The 18,078-nt window shown below is 39.1% G+C and carries 17 protein-coding genes; 7 read left to right on the forward strand and 10 right to left on the reverse strand.

Annotated elements, in window-relative coordinates; translation table 11 throughout:
- Positions 1 to 3 precede the first annotated feature (3 nt).
- From MKX73_RS02235 to MKX73_RS02260, 6 genes are all read right to left on the reverse strand, one after another.
- The gene (locus tag MKX73_RS02235) at positions 4 to 330 is read right to left on the reverse strand and encodes a toprim domain-containing protein (protein ID WP_340716095.1); all 327 of its coding nucleotides are present in this window, start codon (positions 328 to 330) and stop codon (positions 4 to 6) included.
- A 90-nt stretch (positions 331 to 420) separates the two neighbouring features.
- Entirely contained in the window at positions 421 to 801 is a 381-nt protein-coding gene (gene gcvH / locus MKX73_RS02240; protein ID WP_008408686.1) for a glycine cleavage system protein GcvH, read from the reverse strand.
- 80 nt (positions 802 to 881) lie between these two features.
- On the reverse strand, positions 882 to 1,238 hold the full coding sequence (locus MKX73_RS02245; protein WP_340716096.1) for an arsenate reductase family protein: 357 nt from the start codon (positions 1,236 to 1,238) through the stop codon (positions 882 to 884).
- A 326-nt stretch (positions 1,239 to 1,564) separates the two neighbouring features.
- Complete coding sequence (locus MKX73_RS02250; protein WP_340716097.1) at positions 1,565 to 3,349, reverse strand: acyl-CoA dehydrogenase family protein; 1,785 nt, start codon at positions 3,347 to 3,349, stop codon at positions 1,565 to 1,567.
- Positions 3,350 to 3,398: 49 nt separating this feature from the next.
- A complete protein-coding gene (locus MKX73_RS02255; protein ID WP_340716098.1) occupies positions 3,399 to 4,571 on the reverse strand; it encodes an acetyl-CoA C-acetyltransferase in 1,173 nt (390 codons plus the stop codon).
- 122 nt (positions 4,572 to 4,693) lie between these two features.
- Positions 4,694 to 7,078 carry a 3-hydroxyacyl-CoA dehydrogenase/enoyl-CoA hydratase family protein gene (locus MKX73_RS02260; protein ID WP_340716099.1) on the reverse strand — a complete coding sequence of 795 codons (2,385 nt, stop codon included), beginning with the start codon at positions 7,076 to 7,078 and terminating at the stop codon, positions 4,694 to 4,696.
- Between the two features lie 241 nt (positions 7,079 to 7,319).
- On the opposite strand from MKX73_RS02260, the gene MKX73_RS02265 reads away from it, so the two are divergent.
- The 3 genes from MKX73_RS02265 to MKX73_RS02275 all read left to right on the forward strand — a co-directional run bounded on the left by MKX73_RS02265 (position 7,320) and on the right by MKX73_RS02275 (position 9,584).
- Positions 7,320 to 7,637, forward strand: a complete 318-nt coding sequence (locus MKX73_RS02265) for a thioredoxin family protein (protein ID WP_079524204.1) — start codon at positions 7,320 to 7,322, stop codon at positions 7,635 to 7,637.
- Positions 7,638 to 7,776: 139 nt separating this feature from the next.
- Positions 7,777 to 8,970 carry an MFS transporter gene (locus tag MKX73_RS02270; protein ID WP_340716100.1) on the forward strand — a complete coding sequence of 398 codons (1,194 nt, stop codon included), beginning with the start codon at positions 7,777 to 7,779 and terminating at the stop codon, positions 8,968 to 8,970.
- A 2-nt stretch (positions 8,971 to 8,972) separates the two neighbouring features.
- Positions 8,973 to 9,584, forward strand: coding sequence for an NAD(P)-dependent oxidoreductase (locus tag MKX73_RS02275; protein WP_340716101.1), 612 nt, complete (start codon positions 8,973 to 8,975; stop codon positions 9,582 to 9,584).
- A gap of 50 nt (positions 9,585 to 9,634) precedes the next feature.
- On the opposite strand, the gene MKX73_RS02280 is transcribed toward MKX73_RS02275, so the two are convergent.
- Together MKX73_RS02280 and MKX73_RS02285 are read right to left on the reverse strand one after the other, a co-directional pair.
- On the reverse strand, positions 9,635 to 10,561 hold the full coding sequence (locus tag MKX73_RS02280) for a hypothetical protein (RefSeq protein ID WP_340716102.1): 927 nt from the start codon (positions 10,559 to 10,561) through the stop codon (positions 9,635 to 9,637).
- A complete protein-coding gene (locus MKX73_RS02285) occupies positions 10,530 to 11,054 on the reverse strand; it encodes a sigma-70 family RNA polymerase sigma factor (protein WP_340716103.1) in 525 nt (174 codons plus the stop codon). The genes MKX73_RS02280 and MKX73_RS02285 overlap by 32 nt, the downstream gene beginning before the upstream one ends.
- Positions 11,055 to 11,184: 130 nt before the next feature.
- Between MKX73_RS02285 and MKX73_RS02290 the strand changes: the two genes are divergently transcribed.
- From MKX73_RS02290 to MKX73_RS02305, 4 genes are all read left to right on the forward strand, one after another.
- Positions 11,185 to 11,712 carry a C39 family peptidase gene (locus MKX73_RS02290; RefSeq protein WP_340716104.1) on the forward strand — a complete coding sequence of 176 codons (528 nt, stop codon included), beginning with the start codon at positions 11,185 to 11,187 and terminating at the stop codon, positions 11,710 to 11,712.
- 85 nt (positions 11,713 to 11,797) lie between these two features.
- Positions 11,798 to 12,889 carry an endospore germination permease gene (locus tag MKX73_RS02295; protein ID WP_340716105.1) on the forward strand — a complete coding sequence of 364 codons (1,092 nt, stop codon included), beginning with the start codon at positions 11,798 to 11,800 and terminating at the stop codon, positions 12,887 to 12,889.
- Positions 12,882 to 14,309: a spore germination protein gene (locus MKX73_RS02300; protein WP_340716106.1), complete on the forward strand. Its 1,428-nt coding sequence runs from the start codon at positions 12,882 to 12,884 to the stop codon at positions 14,307 to 14,309. Before MKX73_RS02295 ends, MKX73_RS02300 begins: the two co-directional genes overlap by 8 nt.
- A complete protein-coding gene (locus MKX73_RS02305) occupies positions 14,306 to 15,439 on the forward strand; it encodes a Ger(x)C family spore germination protein (protein ID WP_340716107.1) in 1,134 nt (377 codons plus the stop codon). The genes MKX73_RS02300 and MKX73_RS02305 overlap by 4 nt, the downstream gene beginning before the upstream one ends.
- 36 nt (positions 15,440 to 15,475) lie before the next feature.
- Here MKX73_RS02305 and MKX73_RS02310 read toward each other — a convergent pair whose 3' ends face one another.
- Together MKX73_RS02310 and hutH are read right to left on the reverse strand one after the other, a co-directional pair.
- Positions 15,476 to 16,357: a 5'-3' exonuclease gene (locus MKX73_RS02310; protein WP_340716108.1), complete on the reverse strand. Its 882-nt coding sequence runs from the start codon at positions 16,355 to 16,357 to the stop codon at positions 15,476 to 15,478.
- A 68-nt stretch (positions 16,358 to 16,425) separates the two neighbouring features.
- Positions 16,426 to 17,910, reverse strand: coding sequence for a histidine ammonia-lyase (gene hutH, locus MKX73_RS02315; protein WP_340716109.1), 1,485 nt, complete (start codon positions 17,908 to 17,910; stop codon positions 16,426 to 16,428).
- Positions 17,911 to 18,078: the final 168 nt, after the last annotated feature.

The raw sequence follows: 18,078 nt of genomic DNA on the forward strand, positions 1-18,078 counted from the left end.
CTGTCATCCTTCTTTTACTAAAAATTTTGCCTGTAGTAAAATATCCCTTAAGATTTTAGTAGGTGTTTTTTCTACTTCCACATATTCATGAGGTATGATTAGCTGTGTCGCTTCGGGATATGCACGGTTCATCAGTTTACGTAACTTTTCACCGTTTTTATCTGCATCAAACATCGTGATAATTTCATCTTGCTCATAGTCTTCCAATAAATCAATCAAATTGACTTCGCTTATTGTGCCATTTGTACATATGATCGTCACGTCCTCAGCTAATATCGGAAGTAATCTCATTTTATCGGCACGACCTTCAACAACGATGCATTTTCCCATCCATACACGCTTCCTTTCATCCGTCACCTTTATATATAGAATAACAAAAAAACACTAAAACCTTTAATTAGAAGGCTTTAGTGTTTCATATTATTGTTCGATTAATGCAGTGTAAGCATCTGCGTCTAATAATTCTTCAACTTCAGCTTCACTAGTTAACTCAACAGTAACCATCCATGCATTGCCGTATGGAGATTCGTTTACGTATTCTGGATTGTCCAATAATTCTTCGTTGATTGCTACAACTTTACCAGAAAGTGGTGCATATAGTTCAGAAACTGTTTTAACAGATTCTACACTACCGAAAGGCTGATCCTTTGAAATTTCATCGCCTACTTCAGGTAATTCTACGAATACGATATCGCCCAGTTCAGATTGTGCGAAATCCGTAATACCGATTGTCGCTTTACCGTCTTCAATTTTAACCCATTCATGCTCTTTTGAATAACGTAACTCTTTTGGTGTGCTCATTCGAAAACCTCCATAATATATGTAGTACAATCAAGTTCATTTTGCCATATTTCGTTCGGAAATACAATGTGAATAACTGTTTATTTCCAAGTTTCTAAGAAGTCAGACTCCTTAAATCCTAAAGTTAATTTTTTTCCATCTGTAACGAGCGGTCGCTTAATTAACATACCATCCGATGCTAATAGCTCCAATTGCTCATCTTCGGACATTGTCGGCAGTTTATCTTTCAGGCCTAATTCACGATATTTCATGCCCGAAGTATTAAAGAATTTCTTCAAAGGCACTCCGCTTGCTTCGTAAATTGCTTTAAGTTCCTCTTTAGATGGTGTCTGCTCAACAATATGAATATTTTCATAGTCCACACCTTGCTCGTCTAGCCATTTTTGCGCTTTTTTACAAGTTGTACATTTCGGATATTGGATGAATTTTACTGTCATGTAAGTACTCCTTTTTGCCCTGGATTTCCCTATATTGTAACGGAAATAGAAGGACAAATCAAAAATGTGTTCGCATGACCGGACATTTAATGGATATGGTTTTTATTAGAAGATGTGTGAAGATATTAGAACATAGTGAACTGATATTAGAAGAATGGCTTCACTTATTTGAAAATTCCGGTGACATATTAGAAGATAGTGTATTTATATTAGAAGTTTCCCGATATATTAGAACTTTTAAGATCTTATTAGAACATTTCCTGTTTTATTAGAAAATTCATAGAAAAACCGGGTGCACGGCCATGCACCCGATTACAATCAAATTATTAAACTACATATTTTTCTGCTTCGATCAGTTTCGCTGCAGCTTCACGTTTTTTCGGAATTAAGTTGTAAGGGTTGTTGCGCGTTAATTTACGTAATGCCGATAAAATCATACGTGCATCGTCACCTTCAACTGAAGCGATTAATGTTTCTTTCGCTTCTTTTTCGATCTCTGCGAATGCTTCCTGACAGAAAATTTGAGTATAAAGAATTTTTTGTGCTGCTTTTTCTTCTCCGTCACGCTCGATTGCTTTCTGTGTACGGATTACTGCAGATTCCATTGCGTATAATTGGTTCGCAATATTCGCGATGTTCACTAACAGCTCTTGCTCTGCATCCAGTTTTGCGCCATAGCGTTGTGCTGCTGCACCTGCTGCAAGTACTGCGATCTTCTTCGCATTTTTCACTAAATATTTCTCTTGCTCTAATGCACCTTGACCAATTTCTTCAGGCATAAGCATTAATAGTTCGTTTTGCAGTTCTTGCGCTACTTGTAAAAGCGGTAACTCACCTTTTAATGCTTTTTTCATAAATGTGCCCGGTACGATCATACGGTTAATTTCGTTTGTACCTTCGAAAATACGGTTAATACGAGAGTCGCGGTAAATGCGTTCCACTTCGTACTCAGCCATAAAGCCGTAACCACCGTGTAACTGAACCGCTTCATCCGCTACGAAATCCAATGTTTCAGAACCGAATACTTTTGCGATCGAGCACTCAATAGCATATTCGGCGATTGCTGCTGCGATTGATTTGCCGTCTTTTTGCTCTTCGTCAGACAACTGGCTTAAACGGTCTTCAAAGTAACCAACTGTACGATAGTTTAAAGATTCAGATGCATAAATGTGAGAAGCCATTGATGCGATTTTTTCTTTCGTTAAGTTGAAATCCGATAATTTTGTTTTGAATTGCTGACGTTGGTTCGTATAGGCAACTGCTAATTCAAATGCACGTTTTGATGCACCTACAGTACCTACCCCTAATTTATAACGTCCGATATTTAAAATGTTGAACGCGATAATATGACCGCGGCCCACTTCACCTAGCAGGTTTTCTACAGGCACTTCCGCATCTTCCAAAATTAATGTACGAGTTGAAGATGATTTAATCCCCATTTTCTTCTCTTCCGGACCTACAGAAACACCCGGGAATGAACGCTCAACGATGAATGCAGTAAACTTATCGCCATCGATTTTTGCGTAAACAACGAATACATCTGCAAAGCCTGCATTTGTAATCCATTGCTTTTCACCATTTAATACATAGTGTGTGCCTGCTTCATTTAACTTAGCTGTTGTTTTAGCGCCTAATGCATCCGAACCTGAACCTGGCTCTGTTAATGCATATGCTGCGATTAATGCACCTGAAGCCAATTTCGGCAAGTACTTCGTTTTTTGATCATGATTACCGAATAATACGATTGGTAATGAACCGATCCCTACATGGGCACCATGCGTGATTGAGAAACCGCCAGCCGGTGACATTTTTTCTGCGATTAATGCAGAAGAAATTTTGTCTAAGCCCAAGCCTTCGTATTCTTCAGGTACGTCAGCTGCTAGTAAACCTAAATCACCTGCTGTTTTTAATAGGCGTACAGAATGATCAAACTCATGGTGCTCCAAGTTTTCAACAACCGGTAACACTTCGTTCGTTACATATTCCTGTGTTGTTTGAGCAATCATTTTTTGTTCATCTGTGAAATCTTCCGGTGTAATTACGCGGTTAATATCCACGTCCTCGATTAAAAAGCCGCCACCTTTAATAATGCTGTTCGTTGTATGTGCCATTATAAATTCCTCCCTAGTTTCCTTTGTGATTTTTTATTTCCCCGGACAATTAAAGAACTTCAAATACCCCTGCTGCGCCCATTCCGCCGCCGATACACATTGTTACAACACCATATTTACCGCCGCGGCGTTTTAATTCGTTGATCAGCTTCACTGTAAGAATCGTACCTGTTGCACCTAGTGGATGGCCTAATGCGATTGCCCCTCCGTTAACATTCACTTTCTCCATATCAATCCCAAGCTCACGAACTACTTGAATAGATTGTGATGCGAATGCTTCGTTAATTTCCCATAGGTCTACCTGATCTTGTGTAATCCCTGCAATTTCAAGTGCTTTCGGCACTGCTACGATTGGACCGATCCCCATTACTTCCGGTGGAACTCCCCCGACAGCAAATCCCAGGAATTTCGCCAGTGGCTGCATTCCTTGTTTCTCCGCTTCTTCACGGTCCATTACAAGTACTGCTGCTGCACCGTCGGAAGTTTGAGAAGCATTTCCTGCTGTTACAGAACCTTTTACATTGAATGCTGGACGTAATTTCGCCAACGTTTCCACCGATGTACCTGGACGAACCCCTTCATCTGTATCAAAGATCGTAACCTTTTCTTTCAGCTGGTTATTTTCATCGACAAAATATTCCGTTACTTCAACCGGAACGATTTCATCTTTGAATTTTCCTTCTTTAATCGCTTTTTCAGCTAATTCGTGTGAACGTACTGCAAAAGCATCCTGCTCTTCACGTGTTACATTGTAGCGATTCGCTACCTCTTCGGCTGTGTGACCCATACCGATATAATATTGTGGTGCCTCTTCAGCAATTTTCGGGTTTAGACGAACTGTATTACCAGTCATCGGAATCATACTCATCGATTCTGTACCGCCTGCAACGATTGCTTTTGCATGGCCAAGCATAATACGCTCTGCTGCATAGGCAATTGTTTGCAGTCCTGATGAACAGAAACGGTTAACTGTTAATGCCGGTGTTTCATCCGGCAGCCCCGCCAATGCCCCAACTAGGCGGGCAACATTCATCCCTTGTTCTGCTTCAGGCATTGCGCAACCCATAATTAAATCATCAACCGGGCCTTCATAGCCCGCACGTTTTAATGCTTCTTTTACTACTACTGCACCAAAATCATCTGGACGAGTGTTCGCAAGTGATCCTTTTTTCGCACGTCCGATTGGCGTTCGTGCTCCTGCAACGATAACGGCTTCACGCATATTGATGTTTCCCCCTTGTGATTGGCCAGCAGGTAAACTCGTAAGCTAGCTGCCGGCAAAATATTTCAACGAATCTATCGTTTAAAGAAAAAGTCTGTCGCTTACTGCGGCACGGACTTCTATTAGTTACGTAACGGCTTTCCTTTTACGAGCATGTGCTGCATACGCATTTGTGATTTTTGGTCTGCAACCAGTTCTAGGAACGCTTGTTTTTCCAGGTTTAATAAATACTCTTCAGAAACTTCTGTTCCGTACGGTACTTTACCGCCTGCGATTACATACGCAAGTTTCTTCGCGATTTTCAAGTCATGCTCTGTAATGTAGCCTGAATCGAACATGCCTTGAGCCCCTAATAACAATGTTGCATAACCTGATGCGCCCACTACTTTCACCGGCTTTTTCACCGGTGCTTTATAGCCTGCATCTGCAAGTGCAAGTGCTGCTTGTTTTGCATCATAGATCAAGTGATCCGGATTTACTGAAATACCGTCCGCAAAGTCCAGGAAGTTATTTTCACGTGCTTCTTCACCAGAAGTCGAAACTTTCGCCATTGCAATTGTTTCGAACACTTTGTTCGCGATTTGCTGGTAGTCAACATCTACGCCATTCGGCAAGCCTTTAATGAATTTTTGATAAAGGCCTAAGTTACCGCCGCCTCCTGGAATTAGGCCAACACCTACTTCGACAAGACCCATGTATGTTTCAGCTGATGCCTGAATATGCGCAGCCGGTAAACATACTTCCGCTCCGCCGCCTAATGCCATTTGGAATGGTGCCGCAACAACCGGTTTTGTTGAATATTTAATACGGCGCATTGCCTGCTGGAATGACTTGATAACAAAGTCCAGTTCGAAAATGTTATCATCTTGTGCTTCCATTAAAATCATCGCAAGGTTGGCACCGACACAGAAGTTTTTACCTTGGTTCCCGATCACAAGACCTTTAAAGTTTTTCTCCACCTCATCAATGGCATAGTTGATCATTTGTACAATGTCTAAACCGATTGCATTTGATTTCGAGTGGAATTCAAGTAATGCGATTCCGTCACCTAAATCGATCAGGCTTGCACCTGAATTCGATTTGATCACACCGTGTTTTTTCTTGTAACGTTTTAAGTCGATCGCTTTTTCATTCACCGGTACTTTTACATATTCTGAACCATTGTAGTATGCTAGGTCGCCGTCGATTTCTGAATAGAATGTTTTCAGGCCTTTCTCTAATAATCCGGTAACGAATTCAGGAATTTCACGGCCTTCTTCTTTCATTTTAGCGACTGATTTCTCTATGCCGATTGCATCCCACATTTCAAACGGACCTTGAGTCCAGCCGAAGCCCCATTTCATTGCATTGTCGATTGCAATGATATCGTCTGCAATTTCACCTACTAATTTTCCAGAGTAAAGCAATGTCGGTGCAAATGAATTCCACAACAGTTCCCCAACGCGGTCATTTGCATAAATTAAAACTTTTAATTTGCCTCCTGGACCTTTTGCCTGTTTTGCCATTTCCAGTGATGGAGCAACCAGTTTTGTAGTCGGTTCATATTCAAATGTTGAAAGATTCAACTGCAGAATTTCTTTCCCTACTTTTTTGAAGAATCCTTGACCCGATTTTGCGCCGATCCAGCCATTTGCGATCATTTTCTTTAAAACAGGTGATTCTTCAAATACTGCCTGTTCTTCACCTGTTGTCTGGTCATATACATTTGTTGCGACATGTGCAAAAGTATCAAGACCAACAACATCCAATGTGCGGAATGTCGCAGATTTCGGACGGCCGATTAGTGGTCCAGTTACCGAATCTACTTCACCTACTGTATAGTTGCGTGCAATCATTTCGTTCATTGTCACGATAAGGCCGTATGTGCCGATCCGGTTTGCGATAAAGTTCGGTGTGTCTTTTGCGATAACAACACCTTTACCTAATACATCCTCACTGAATGTTTGCATAAAGCTTACAACTTCCGGTTTTGTCGTATTAGCCGGAATGATTTCCAGTAATTTTAAATAGCGTGGCGGGTTGAAGAAATGTGTCCCAAGGAAATGCGCCTGGAAATCTTCTGAACGCCCTTCCGCCATTGCGTTAATGCTGACCCCTGATGTATTTGATGAAATGATTGTGCCTGGTTTACGTACAGCATCAATCTTTTCAAATAAGCCTTTTTTAATTTCTAATCTTTCTACAATTACTTCAATAATCCAGTCAACATCTTTCAGCTTTTCTAAATCATCATCAAAGTTACCTGGTGTAATTAATGCTAGATTTTTTTTCGATGAAAGTGGTGCTGGTTTTTGCTTCAGTAATTTTTGCATTGCCGAAACTGCAAAACGGTTTTTCACAGGTTTTGAATCAAGTGTTAACCCCTTAGCTTCTTCTTCCTTTGTTAGTTCGCCCGGAGCGATGTCCAATAACAATGTAGGAATCCCGATATTCGCCAAATGTGCTGCAATCCCTGAACCCATTACCCCTGAACCTAAAACCGCTACTTTTTCAATTTTGTAAGACACGAGCACTTCCCCCTTCTCCCTTGAATGAACAGTCATTCATTTTGAAATCAAAAAAAAACTTCAAACAGCTTTTCTGTTCTTAGTGTAGATTATTTTGACAATTTAAGCAATAATTTTCTCGCAATTTTAAATAAATTTATTATTCTTATATTTTTATTGCTAGAAGGTACATATATTAAGCTAAATTACTTTTCGTAAGCTGTTCTAATCGTGTACAATGGGCATAAGGAGCGTGATTAATATGCAAGAAATTACAACAATTGAACAATTCACAGAACTAACAAGCACTGAAAAACCAGTAATCGTAAAATTCTTCGCTGGCTGGTGCCCGGACTGCACACGTATGGATATGTTTATCGATCCAATTATTGAAGAGTACAATCAATATGACTGGTATTCAATCAACCGTGATAACTTCCCGGATTTAGCGGAGAAATATCAAGTAATGGGTATTCCATCATTACTAATCTTCAAAAACGGTGAAAAATTAGCACACTTACATAGCGCTAATGCAAAATCACCTGCACAAGTAGAAGAATTCTTAAACGCACAAGCATAATATGTATTTACGAATAAATCCAAAAGTTTACCGCTTTTGGATTTATTTTGTTTATTTTTCTAAGTTAAAGCGCTAGTCATAATGGGGTTTTTTAATTACAATGGATTACGTGAAATTTTATTGTAAGAAAGGAAAATTTATGACTTCAAATCAACGAAAAAAGCTCGCTTTACTTATGCTTAACATGTTTATTGCTGTTGGGAGCTTCGGGATTATCATTCCAATTATCCCTGCCTATTTAAAAGAAATTGGGCAAGGCGGGACAGCTGCAGGTTTAATCATTGCGATTTTTGCATTCGCACAATTTTTAGTATCACCTATCGGGGGGAAATGGACGGATAAGTATGGTCGTCGCCCGCTCATTAATATCGGACTGCTTACACTAGCTATTTCGATGTTTATCTTCTACTTTGCTGATTCCATTTGGCTGCTTTACTTATCACGCGCTATCGGCGGAATCGGCTGTGCATTCCTGATTCCTGCAATTTTTGCATATGTAGCAGATATTACAACAATGGATCAACGTGCAAAAGGTAATAGTTTTATTTCAGCCTCGATGTCACTCGGTATTGTAATCGGACCAGGTATCGGAGGTTTTTTAGCGGATTTCGGACTTAAAACACCGCTTCTAGTTTCAGCGGTAGTCGGGCTTCTTGCGTTTGTCGTTTCGTACTTTACATTGGCGGAGAGCCAGGAAGAGAAAGTCGAAATTCCACAAGACGAAAATTCATCAATGGTGAAGGATATTATTTTATCTGTGAAAAAACCATTTTTTATTCCACTTATTATTACACTGATCATGAGTTTCGGTTTAATGTCTTATGAAACCGTTCTTGGACTTTATGTAGATGATAAATTTGGCGCAACACCACAGGAAATTGCCTTTATGGTAACATCAACAGGATTGGTCGGTGTTATTATGCAATTGTTTGTAGTCGATCGCCTCGTAAAAGCAATCGGAGAAGTAAATGTATTAAAATTATTTTTAATCGTGACAGCTTCCGGCTTCTTCCTGTCGATTATCGCAGGAAGCTATACGATGTTCTTTGCAATTTCGTTATTAATATTCCTTGCGACATCCATTTTGCGTCCTGTCTTAACGACATTAATTTCAAAAATGGCTGGCAATGAACAAGGATTTGCGATGGGTATGAACAATGCCTATATGAGCATCGGTAATATTATGGGCCCTCTTCTTGCAGGCGCATTATATGACATCGATATCCTATACCCGTTTATCGCAGGTTTAATCATATTAATTTTCACAATCATGCTTACTTTTATGTGGAAAGGTATTAAAATTCAAAAAGCAGCATTAAAAGGAGGCCATTAACCGTGAAAATTATTGTATTCGGTGCAACTGGTGGCGTGGGACAGCATTTTGTTGAAATGGCTGTTAAGGCTGGTCATACAGTTACCGCATTTGTACGGACACCCGAAAAATTAAAAACGAAAGATGTAGCGATTATTCAAGGCGATGCATTCAATGCTGACCAAGTGGCTGATGCAGTCTTAGGACATGATGCGGTTATTTCATGTTTAGGTTCAAGTACAGGTGTAAAAAAATCCAATGAACTTGAAACGATGGGCAAAAACATTGCGAACGGTATGAAGAAAGCCGGCGTAAAACGTTTAGTTTACTGCGCTTCAGCTGGAGTAGACGGAGAAATTCCAGGTGTGATGGGTAAATTGATGATGAAAATGCTCGCAAATCCATTAGCGGATCACCGAGCAGCGCTTAACTATTACAAAACAAAAGATATTACGTATACCATCGCACGTCCGATGGGCTTAAAAGATGAACCGTTAAAAACCGATTATAAAGAAGCTTTCGATACAGTTCCAAAAGGTTCAAGCTCAATTCCAAGAGCCAGCGTGGCACATTTCATGGTAAAAGCATTGGATGATGCTGAATACGAAAACAAATCAGTTGGTTTATGCAGCTAAATTTAAACAGACGAAAACTACCCCAAAAGCTTGAGGTAGTTTTCGTTTTTTTATTTGGCGTTGTTGATTTCTTCAATCTTCTCGGCTAATTGATGGAAATGATCGGCCAGTGCTTTTGGAATTTTGAATAACGTTAAAGTATTATTTACTATATCATGTTTACTTACATAGCTTGCATCATTGCTTTCACTGAACATTAGCTCCAGGCTTCCTCTATTTCCATTTTCATATTCGATATCAATCCTATACTCAGGTATGCTTAATCTAATGTACTCTTCATTCACGGTTGCCTGATTGAATAATTCATTTACCTCATCTATATCTTCCTCTAAAGTATAGGCATATGTCCCAAGACCGCCGATTTTATAAATCCCGAGCGATTGGATTTTATCATCCAGCAGAATATCACTAGTACTAGGTATATCTTCAAAAGCAATCGGTATAGTATATTCAGTACCCTTCTCGTCTACAAGTATACGAGGCGCAGTCCGTGTCAAGGTCCAGCTAAACCCGTCATCCCCTGTAATGAAATATTGGTTATCTTTTGTTTTGATTTTTATATTTGTATATCTTTCCTCGAATAATTCTCCCGAGTAGGGTATTTCATCTTCTGATTTAGGTTTTTCTAAATAAAGGCGTGTATCGCTTGTGTAATAAAGTGTTCCATTATTAAATACATACATTAATCTGCTATCTCTACGATTTTGCATCATCATGTCATTAAAATGTTCAGGCTTTGCCAAATACATATTCTCATCTTCCGAATCGACCGCCAACTGTTCATCCGATTGCGGCATAAAGTAAAGCATTCCACCTACAACAAAAAGCAATAGCAATACGATGGCAGGCTGCATGAAGGGCAACCGCTTTTTACGATGCTGTTTCCCGTCCAGAACTTTTTGTACAAATGCTTCATCCATGAGCGGTTGTCTGCCGATTGTTTCATCAATTGCTTGCTTCACTTGAGAACTCGTCATACCATTCACCACCTTTTAATTGATCTCTTAACTTTTCACGTCCACGCCTAAGTCTCGTTTTCACGGTATTGTCCGAAATGGATAGTAAATGTGCAATTTCATCGATTTTCAGTTCCTTGTAATAATAGAGAATTATTATTTCACGATATTTAACCGGCAGCTCAAGAACCGCATTTCCGAGTAATTGATTTTCGCTTCGTTCAAGCACATGCTGTTCTGGAGATTTGGTCCCTTTAAAGATTCCCTGAATTTTATTTGTTAAAATGGTATTTTTGTAGCTCCAGCTGCGTAAATAATCATAACTACGATTAATCGTCATTCGATATAAATACGTTCGGTAACTCGCATCGCCACGAAATTGCCCACGCTGCTCATAAGCTTTTAACAGCACGTCCTGTACAATATCTTCTGCCATTTCTTTATTTTTCACGTATGTATAGGAAAGTCGAAGCAATTCCTCGCCATGTGTTCTTATAAACACTTCAAGCTCCATTTTCTTCCCCCCTTTGTTTTAATTGCTGACCGTTAGACGGAGCTGTATTATTTATAGTTTCAACTTTTTATGATATTTTTTTCTAATTGTGGGTATTAAACTACTTTATAACAATTTGGAGGTTTTGAGTATGCGAGTATTATTAAATGTAAATGGCAGGTCACAATATAGTTCGGATATCCGGCCTGAATATCAAAACTCGGCATGCGGCCCTACGACTGCACACGTTATTTTGAATTACTTATGCGAAGATGAAACAATCCGCACAAAAGATGTAAATGAACTTTATAAATTTTTAGGCGGGACAAAAATCGGACTTTTTAAATGGCGGATGATCAGAAACTTGCGTCGATTACTCGGTGATGACTGGTGTATCGAGGAATGTACATTAACCCAGGCGATTGAGCAATTACGCTTAGGTAATCCGGTAGCGATGAAGTTTGATGTGTATTTTACCGGGCAGTTTTTGAAAAGTTATACCCCTCTCTATAAATACCACTGGGTACCTTTAATTGGTTATGAAATAAAAGACGATGAACTATACTTAACCATTCATGATAACGGAGGCCGCAATCGTGACAGTCAAATCCGAACTTTTAAGTATGATGACAACCGCAAAATATTAAGCTTCGTTAAAATCGAAAAGGAGCAGCATTAGCATTTATGCTAGTGCTGTTTTCTTTTTTCTGAATAAATGATTAGTCGATTGGCTATTACTGTAAAAAAAACTGCGAGGATACATTATGAAATCAGTTGGCTCTATTAGTCTTTTACATATTATTTTTTTAACGATGACATTCATCGGATTAAAAAACCACGTCACAATTATTCCATCCTTATTACATGGAGCAGGTCGTGATGCTTGGTTTTCTGTTATTTTTTCAATATTTTTGATGATTCCCTGGTTAGTTCTTCCTCTTATTACAATAAAAAAAATAAAAGAAGAGTCTCTTCGTACGTATTTACTAAACAATTACCCTAAGCTGGGTAAAGTGCTTATCTTTATCATTGCTTTTTACTTACTTCTCATGGCCGTTATTACAATGCATGAAACATTACAATGGGTTTCAACAACTTTTTTGCCGCAAACGCCGCCATTGCTTTTGTTTTTCTTTTTTACTGTTGTATGCCTTTTACTGGCAACATCCTCCATATTAACGATAACGATGGTCAATGTTGTCGTATTGTTTGTTGTCGTAGTTCTAGGTTTCTTTATCGCTTTTGTTAATATTCAAGTGAAAGACTATGCATTGCTGCAGCCATTTTTCGAGCATGGATTTACACCGGTTTTCAAATCGATGGTCTATCCTGCTTCCGGCTTTATTGAGCTTTATTTGCTCGTTTTTATTCAGCAGCACTTTAAAACAAAGCTTAAATTTTGGCATTTATTAATCATGCTCTTTTTACTATTTGGATTAACACTAGGTCCCTTATTGGGGGCAATTGCCGAATTTGGACCAACTGAGGCTGCTAAACAGCGCTACCCCGCATTTGAAGAATGGCGAATTGCCTCAATCGGAAGCTTTATAAACCATATCGATTTCTTTTCTATTTACCAGTGGCTTACAGGAGCATTTGTCCGTATTGGTTTTATATTATTCATAACAATCGAGCTATTAGGGCTCACTGGTCAAAAGAAGAAAGTTTGGGAATATATTTTTCCGATCTTTGTTTTTTGCTCACTGCCTCTTTATTTACTTGATGACAGTATATTTAGCAAATGGAAGGGGCAATATTTTCTAATAAGTACTACGTTATTCTTTTTCGTACTTTCAATTATTCTCTTTATATTAGCAAATCGAAAACAAAAGCGAAAGTTGGAATATAATGATTGAATACGCTACCTTAAAAAAGCAATTTGATAATTGTGCTGATATTCGCTTTCAAACATTTAACTTTCCTGCAAGCAACGTTATGCTCATCACCTGTGAAGCGATGACAGATAATCATTTATTCAATGAAGTAGTCGTACCCCGATTAAGAATGGCATGCCAACAAAAGGAACAATTTGATGAGGCAGTATTAATGCAGAAATTGCATCTTCCCCAGCTACTGAAAATTGAAGGTTTGCAAGAAGCTGTTACGAATGTATTTAGCGGATTTGTTCTTATTTATATCGAGAATTTAAATATACTGTTATGCAGCAATATTGAAAACAAGCCTAATCGAAGCCCTGAGGAATCAAACTTAGAAGTAACTATTAAAGGTCCACGTGATAACTTCATTGAAGATTTAGGTGTAAATATTGCTCTTATCCGCAAACGTCTGCCTACGAATTCATTAAGTGTTGAAAAGATAACGTTAGGGACACGTTCAAAAACAAAGATCGCTATTTTATATTTTAATGACATTGCAGATTTATCTATCTTGAAACAATTAAAAAAACAACTCTCTGAAATCGATACAGATGTTATTTTAAGTGGTGAATTAATAATGGAACGGATGAATAAAATTTCATATTTAATTCCTTTAAATGATTCTACAGCTCGTCCTGATTTTGCGATGCAATCACTCGTTACTGGACGATTTATCATTTTAGTAGACGGAATTGCATACGCAATTATCACGCCCACCAATATTCTATCATTATTAAAGTCCGGAGAGGATAATGATTTCCCATCCATATTCAGCTCGTTAGAAAGATTATTACGTTTATTCTGCATATTAATAGCGCTTTTACTACCGGCTTTTTGGCTTGCGTTAACAACATTCCATCAAGAGCAGCTCCCAATTCAATTACTTGCGACAGTTGTACAAACCAATACGGGCTCCCCGCTTCCTGCAGCTATAGAAATGCTTGGAATGCTTTTTATGTTTGAGTTATTTCGTGAAGCGGGATTACGCTTACCGAGTATTTTAGGTGGAACGATCAGTGTTGTAGGAGGGTTAATTATAGGTGATGCAGCCATTCGAGCTGGGATTACTAGTCCGGCAATGATTGTTGTCATAGCCATTTCAACGATTGCTACCTTTACACTTGTCAATCAGTCCTTCGTTACGACGATCAGCATGCTGAGAATTGTATTTATTCTTATTACATCGATTTTAGGACTTTTCGGTTTCTTCTTATCGATCTATATTTGCCTTGTTTATATCGCAAATATCCGTGTATTTGGTGTTCCTTATTTAAATATAGCAGTCAATTTGAGCTGGGATAATATAAAAATGTCCCTTTTCCGTCCACCAGCAACTTCGAACACTAAACGACCGGAAGTATTAAATGTTAAAGATAAAACAAAGGAAAAAACAAAATGAAAAAATTGCTTTTATTTCCATTGTTACTTTTAGTTGCTGGCTGCTGGGATACAAATCAGCCTGAACGTATGTATTATTTACTTGGCCTAGGAATCGATTATAAAGATGGTCAATATGAAATTTATAGTCAAGTTGTTGCTTTCACTAATATTGCTAAAAGCGAACAGCCAAACCCGGAAGCTACGCAGGCTGAAGTTGGGATTGCCAAAGGAAAGACATTTGATGAAGCATTTTTTAATTTATATCAAACGATGGATGAGCGCTTCTTTTTAGGGCATTTAAACTATGTTCTCTTTTCGGAAAATATCGCAAAGGAAGGTAAAGTAGAACCTGTTATCAATTCCCTTATCCGATACAGGGAATGGAGGTATACAACTTGGGCTTATATTACAGATTCACCACTTAAGGAAGCTTTGCTCATCACACCCATTATTAATAAATCCATTACCCTTTCAAAGGTATTCGACCCGCTCAGTTCATTTAATCAGTCATCCCGGGTCCGTCCTATACAATTACGGGAACTTATGATTCATTTGAATGAACCTAGTCATGAAGCCAATATACCATTTATCGAAATTAGCGAAAACTGGTCAAAGGAAGATGGACCAGATCCTGTCTATTCATTTAAAGGCATAAGCATTCTCGGTAAGAACTCTGGTTTAAAAGGGAACTTATTAGGCGACGACCTAAAAGGTGTTCAATGGCTAGAGAATGAAACAGACCGCTCAGATATTACCGTTAAAACGGAAGAGTTTGAAGAATTATATACAACGACAACAGTTGACGAAGTGCGTTCTAAAATTACACCAATTGTTTCCGATAATAATGTGCAATTCGATTTACAAGTTCAATTGGTTGTTCAAACAAATGAAATGCTTAATGAAGATAAAATGGATTTATTAGAAAGTAAGATTAAGGAGCAAGTAAAAAAAGAAATCGAGCAAACCTATAAAGCTTCATTAGAATTTGACTCCGATATATACCGGTTATCTGAAATATTGTACCGAAAAAATTTGAAAACATGGAAAAAGTATGAGCAAGATGGGAAAATTCCTCTTGACGAGTCTACTATTCGGAATGTGGATGTGGAGCTTGTAAGAGTCAAAGGGGAACGTATCATTTCCCATTAAAAAGAGGTTGCGCAGATGTGCACAACCTCTTTACATTTATTTATAAATAGAACGTGCATGCTTTGCAATCAGTCGATAGCCATGCTGTTCAATATGATCAAACAGCTCCGGAGCATAGGGAGATAAGGCTAATTGATCCAACTCCACGTCAATTGGTACTTCACAATGGATGGTAGCCAATTGATGCGATAAGCGTAACATCGCTTCGTTTTCACTAATTTTAATACGCTGACCCGGTTTTAATGTTGGCAACGCTTCTAAAACGCCATCGATGGAACCGTGATTTTGAATTAGCTGTAACGCTGTTTTCGGTCCGATTCCCTTAACCCCAGGGTAACCGTCACTCGTGTCTCCCATAAACGCTTTAACTTCCGCGAATTGTTTTGGCGCAATGCCATATTCCTCTACAAATCGGCCTTCCGTATAAACATCGTATTCTGTATAGCCCTTTTTCGTAAAGGCAATCGTTGTCGAAGGGTTTAGTAATTGCAGTAAATCTTTATCACCGCTAATTACAGTAATTTGTGCATCGTCTTTCCACTTCTCAATCATTGAGCCGATTAAATCATCCGCCTCAAGACCTTGTGTACCAAAGTTTTGCCACCCGATCATTTCCGATACTCTTTTAGCCATATCAAATTGCGGCAGCATCTCTTCCGGTGGTGCAGGTCGATTTGCTTTATAGCCATCGTATAGGTCATTGCGGAAAGTAACTGCGCCCATATCCCAGCATACCGCCAAATGTGTCGGCTGCATCAGATTTTGTGCTGTCAATACATGACGGGCAAAGCCTTGAACACCGTTTGATGGTGTCCCGTCATCTAAACGTATAAATTGATTCATTGCGGCTGACGCAAAAAATGAACGAAACAATAGCGCCATTCCATCAACTATTAATAAATGTGGTTTTGTTGTCATAATAAATCTCCTCTTTCTACTAAACACTTATTATAACAAAAGCACCGGTAGAATGTAGCTGTAAATACTTACCCATTCGGTTTCAAGTAGTCGATAATACGATTCACGTCTTTGCTGAAAATACGATCCTCCGTCATAGCAGGTGCTATATTGCGAATATCTTTCCACTTCTCATAGAGTTTGGGCGACATGTTCTCTACACCCCTGTATTCCACTGCCTGTGCTGCACAAAATGCCTCGATCGCCAGTACATTTCTTACATTTGCAATAATCATGCGTGCATGGCGAGATCCTGTCGTACCCATTGATACATGGTCTTCCTGGTTCGCAGAAGACGGAATGGAATCAACGGATGCAGGGTGTGCCAATGTTTTATTTTCCGATACTAAACTTGCAGCGCTATACTGCAAAATCATCGCGCCTGATTCAAGTCCTGGATTCGCACTTAAAAATGCAGGCAGTCCTTCATTTAACTGCGGGTTTACTAATCGTTCAATCCGGCGCTCTGATACATTGGCCAGCTCCGCCATACCGATTTTCAGAAAGTCCATCGCAAACGCAATCGGCTGTCCATGGAAGTTTCCTCCTGAAATGACTAAACCGCCATCATCAAAAATGAGCGGATTATCTGTTGCCGCATTCATTTCGATTTCAAGCTTTTCTTTGACGTAGTTCAATACTTGCCAGCTTGCGCCATGGATTTGCGGGATGCAGCGAAGCGAATACGGATCCTGCACACGCTTTTCCCCTTGATGAGTAATAAGTTTGCTGTCCTTTAACCAATCACGCATACGCTCTGCCACAGCCATTTGTTCTTGCATGCCGCGCGCTTCATGAACAGCTGGATGGAAAGCATCGATTATCCCGTATAAACTTTCCATCGTCATTGAAGCAATCCATTCACTTGCATAAGCCAGTTTCTCGGCTTCCAAGTAATTGACTACGCCTTGTGCAGTCATTGCCTGGGTTCCATTGATTAACGCAAGACCTTCTTTTGCCTGCAGTTCAATTTTCGGCAGTCCCAGCTGTTCAAATATTTCATGTGACGGATGTTTACCACCATTTACAAATACTTCCCCTTCCCCAATGACCGCTAAAACTAAATGAGAAAGTGGCGCTAAATCTCCGGATGCTCCGAGTGAACCTTGCTGTGGAATTACAGGAATTATGTCTTCATTAACCATCCATAACAGCCGCTCCAGCACTTCCAAGCGGATACCTGATAACCCTTTTAATAATGCATTTAATCTAAGCACCATCATCGCTTTTGCAACGTGTTCCGAAAAAGGCTCCCCAAAACCGCATGCATGCGAACGAATTAAATTAACTTGCAGCTTGCTTACTTCATGCTCTGCAATTTTCACATCGCTGAACTTTCCAAACCCTGTATTAATCCCGTATACGGTTTTATCCTGCTGAACAATCCGTTCCACTGCGTCACGGCTTTTAACAACACGTACTTTCGCTTCTTCCGCTATTTCTATTTTTTCCCCATTATATAAAATACGCCCCAATTGTTCGATCGATAAATTTTGACCGTTTAACTGAATCATTTACCGCACCCCTTTTAACTATTCTTATCTCTCAAATTTATTATTGTTTAAATAGCAGTTAATTGCTACTAAAATTTCACAATTAAAATCATACTTGAGTTGAAAAAGCTTATTTTAAAGGCTTTGTACGTTTTATTTCTAAAAAGTTATTCACCTGCTAATACATTA

This window comes from Solibacillus sp. FSL W7-1436 (assembly GCF_038007305.1).
Taxonomy (GTDB): domain Bacteria; phylum Bacillota; class Bacilli; order Bacillales_A; family Planococcaceae; genus Solibacillus.

Excerpts from the sequence above, each read along its gene's own strand:
- MKX73_RS02235 (WP_340716095.1), bottom strand. The coding sequence starts at position 330 with ATGGGAAAATGCATCGTTGTTGAAGGTCGTGCCGATAAAATGAGATTA.
- gcvH (WP_008408686.1), bottom strand. The coding sequence starts at position 801 with ATGAGCACACCAAAAGAGTTACGTTATTCAAAAGAGCATGAATGGGTT.
- MKX73_RS02245 (WP_340716096.1), bottom strand. The coding sequence starts at position 1,238 with ATGACAGTAAAATTCATCCAATATCCGAAATGTACAACTTGTAAAAAA.
- MKX73_RS02250 (WP_340716097.1), bottom strand. The coding sequence starts at position 3,349 with ATGGCACATACAACGAACAGCATTATTAAAGGTGGCGGCTTTTTAATC.
- MKX73_RS02255 (WP_340716098.1), bottom strand. The coding sequence starts at position 4,571 with ATGCGTGAAGCCGTTATCGTTGCAGGAGCACGAACGCCAATCGGACGT.
- MKX73_RS02265 (WP_079524204.1), top strand. The coding sequence starts at position 7,320 with ATGCAAGAAATTACAACAATTGAACAATTCACAGAACTAACAAGCACT.
- MKX73_RS02270 (WP_340716100.1), top strand. The coding sequence starts at position 7,777 with ATGACTTCAAATCAACGAAAAAAGCTCGCTTTACTTATGCTTAACATG.
- MKX73_RS02280 (WP_340716102.1), bottom strand. The coding sequence starts at position 10,561 with ATGACGAGTTCTCAAGTGAAGCAAGCAATTGATGAAACAATCGGCAGA.
- MKX73_RS02285 (WP_340716103.1), bottom strand. The coding sequence starts at position 11,054 with ATGGAGCTTGAAGTGTTTATAAGAACACATGGCGAGGAATTGCTTCGA.
- MKX73_RS02290 (WP_340716104.1), top strand. The coding sequence starts at position 11,185 with ATGCGAGTATTATTAAATGTAAATGGCAGGTCACAATATAGTTCGGAT.
- MKX73_RS02295 (WP_340716105.1), top strand. The coding sequence starts at position 11,798 with ATGAAATCAGTTGGCTCTATTAGTCTTTTACATATTATTTTTTTAACG.
- MKX73_RS02300 (WP_340716106.1), top strand. The coding sequence starts at position 12,882 with ATGATTGAATACGCTACCTTAAAAAAGCAATTTGATAATTGTGCTGAT.
- MKX73_RS02305 (WP_340716107.1), top strand. The coding sequence starts at position 14,306 with ATGAAAAAATTGCTTTTATTTCCATTGTTACTTTTAGTTGCTGGCTGC.
- MKX73_RS02310 (WP_340716108.1), bottom strand. The coding sequence starts at position 16,357 with ATGACAACAAAACCACATTTATTAATAGTTGATGGAATGGCGCTATTG.
- hutH (WP_340716109.1), bottom strand. The coding sequence starts at position 17,910 with ATGATTCAGTTAAACGGTCAAAATTTATCGATCGAACAATTGGGGCGT.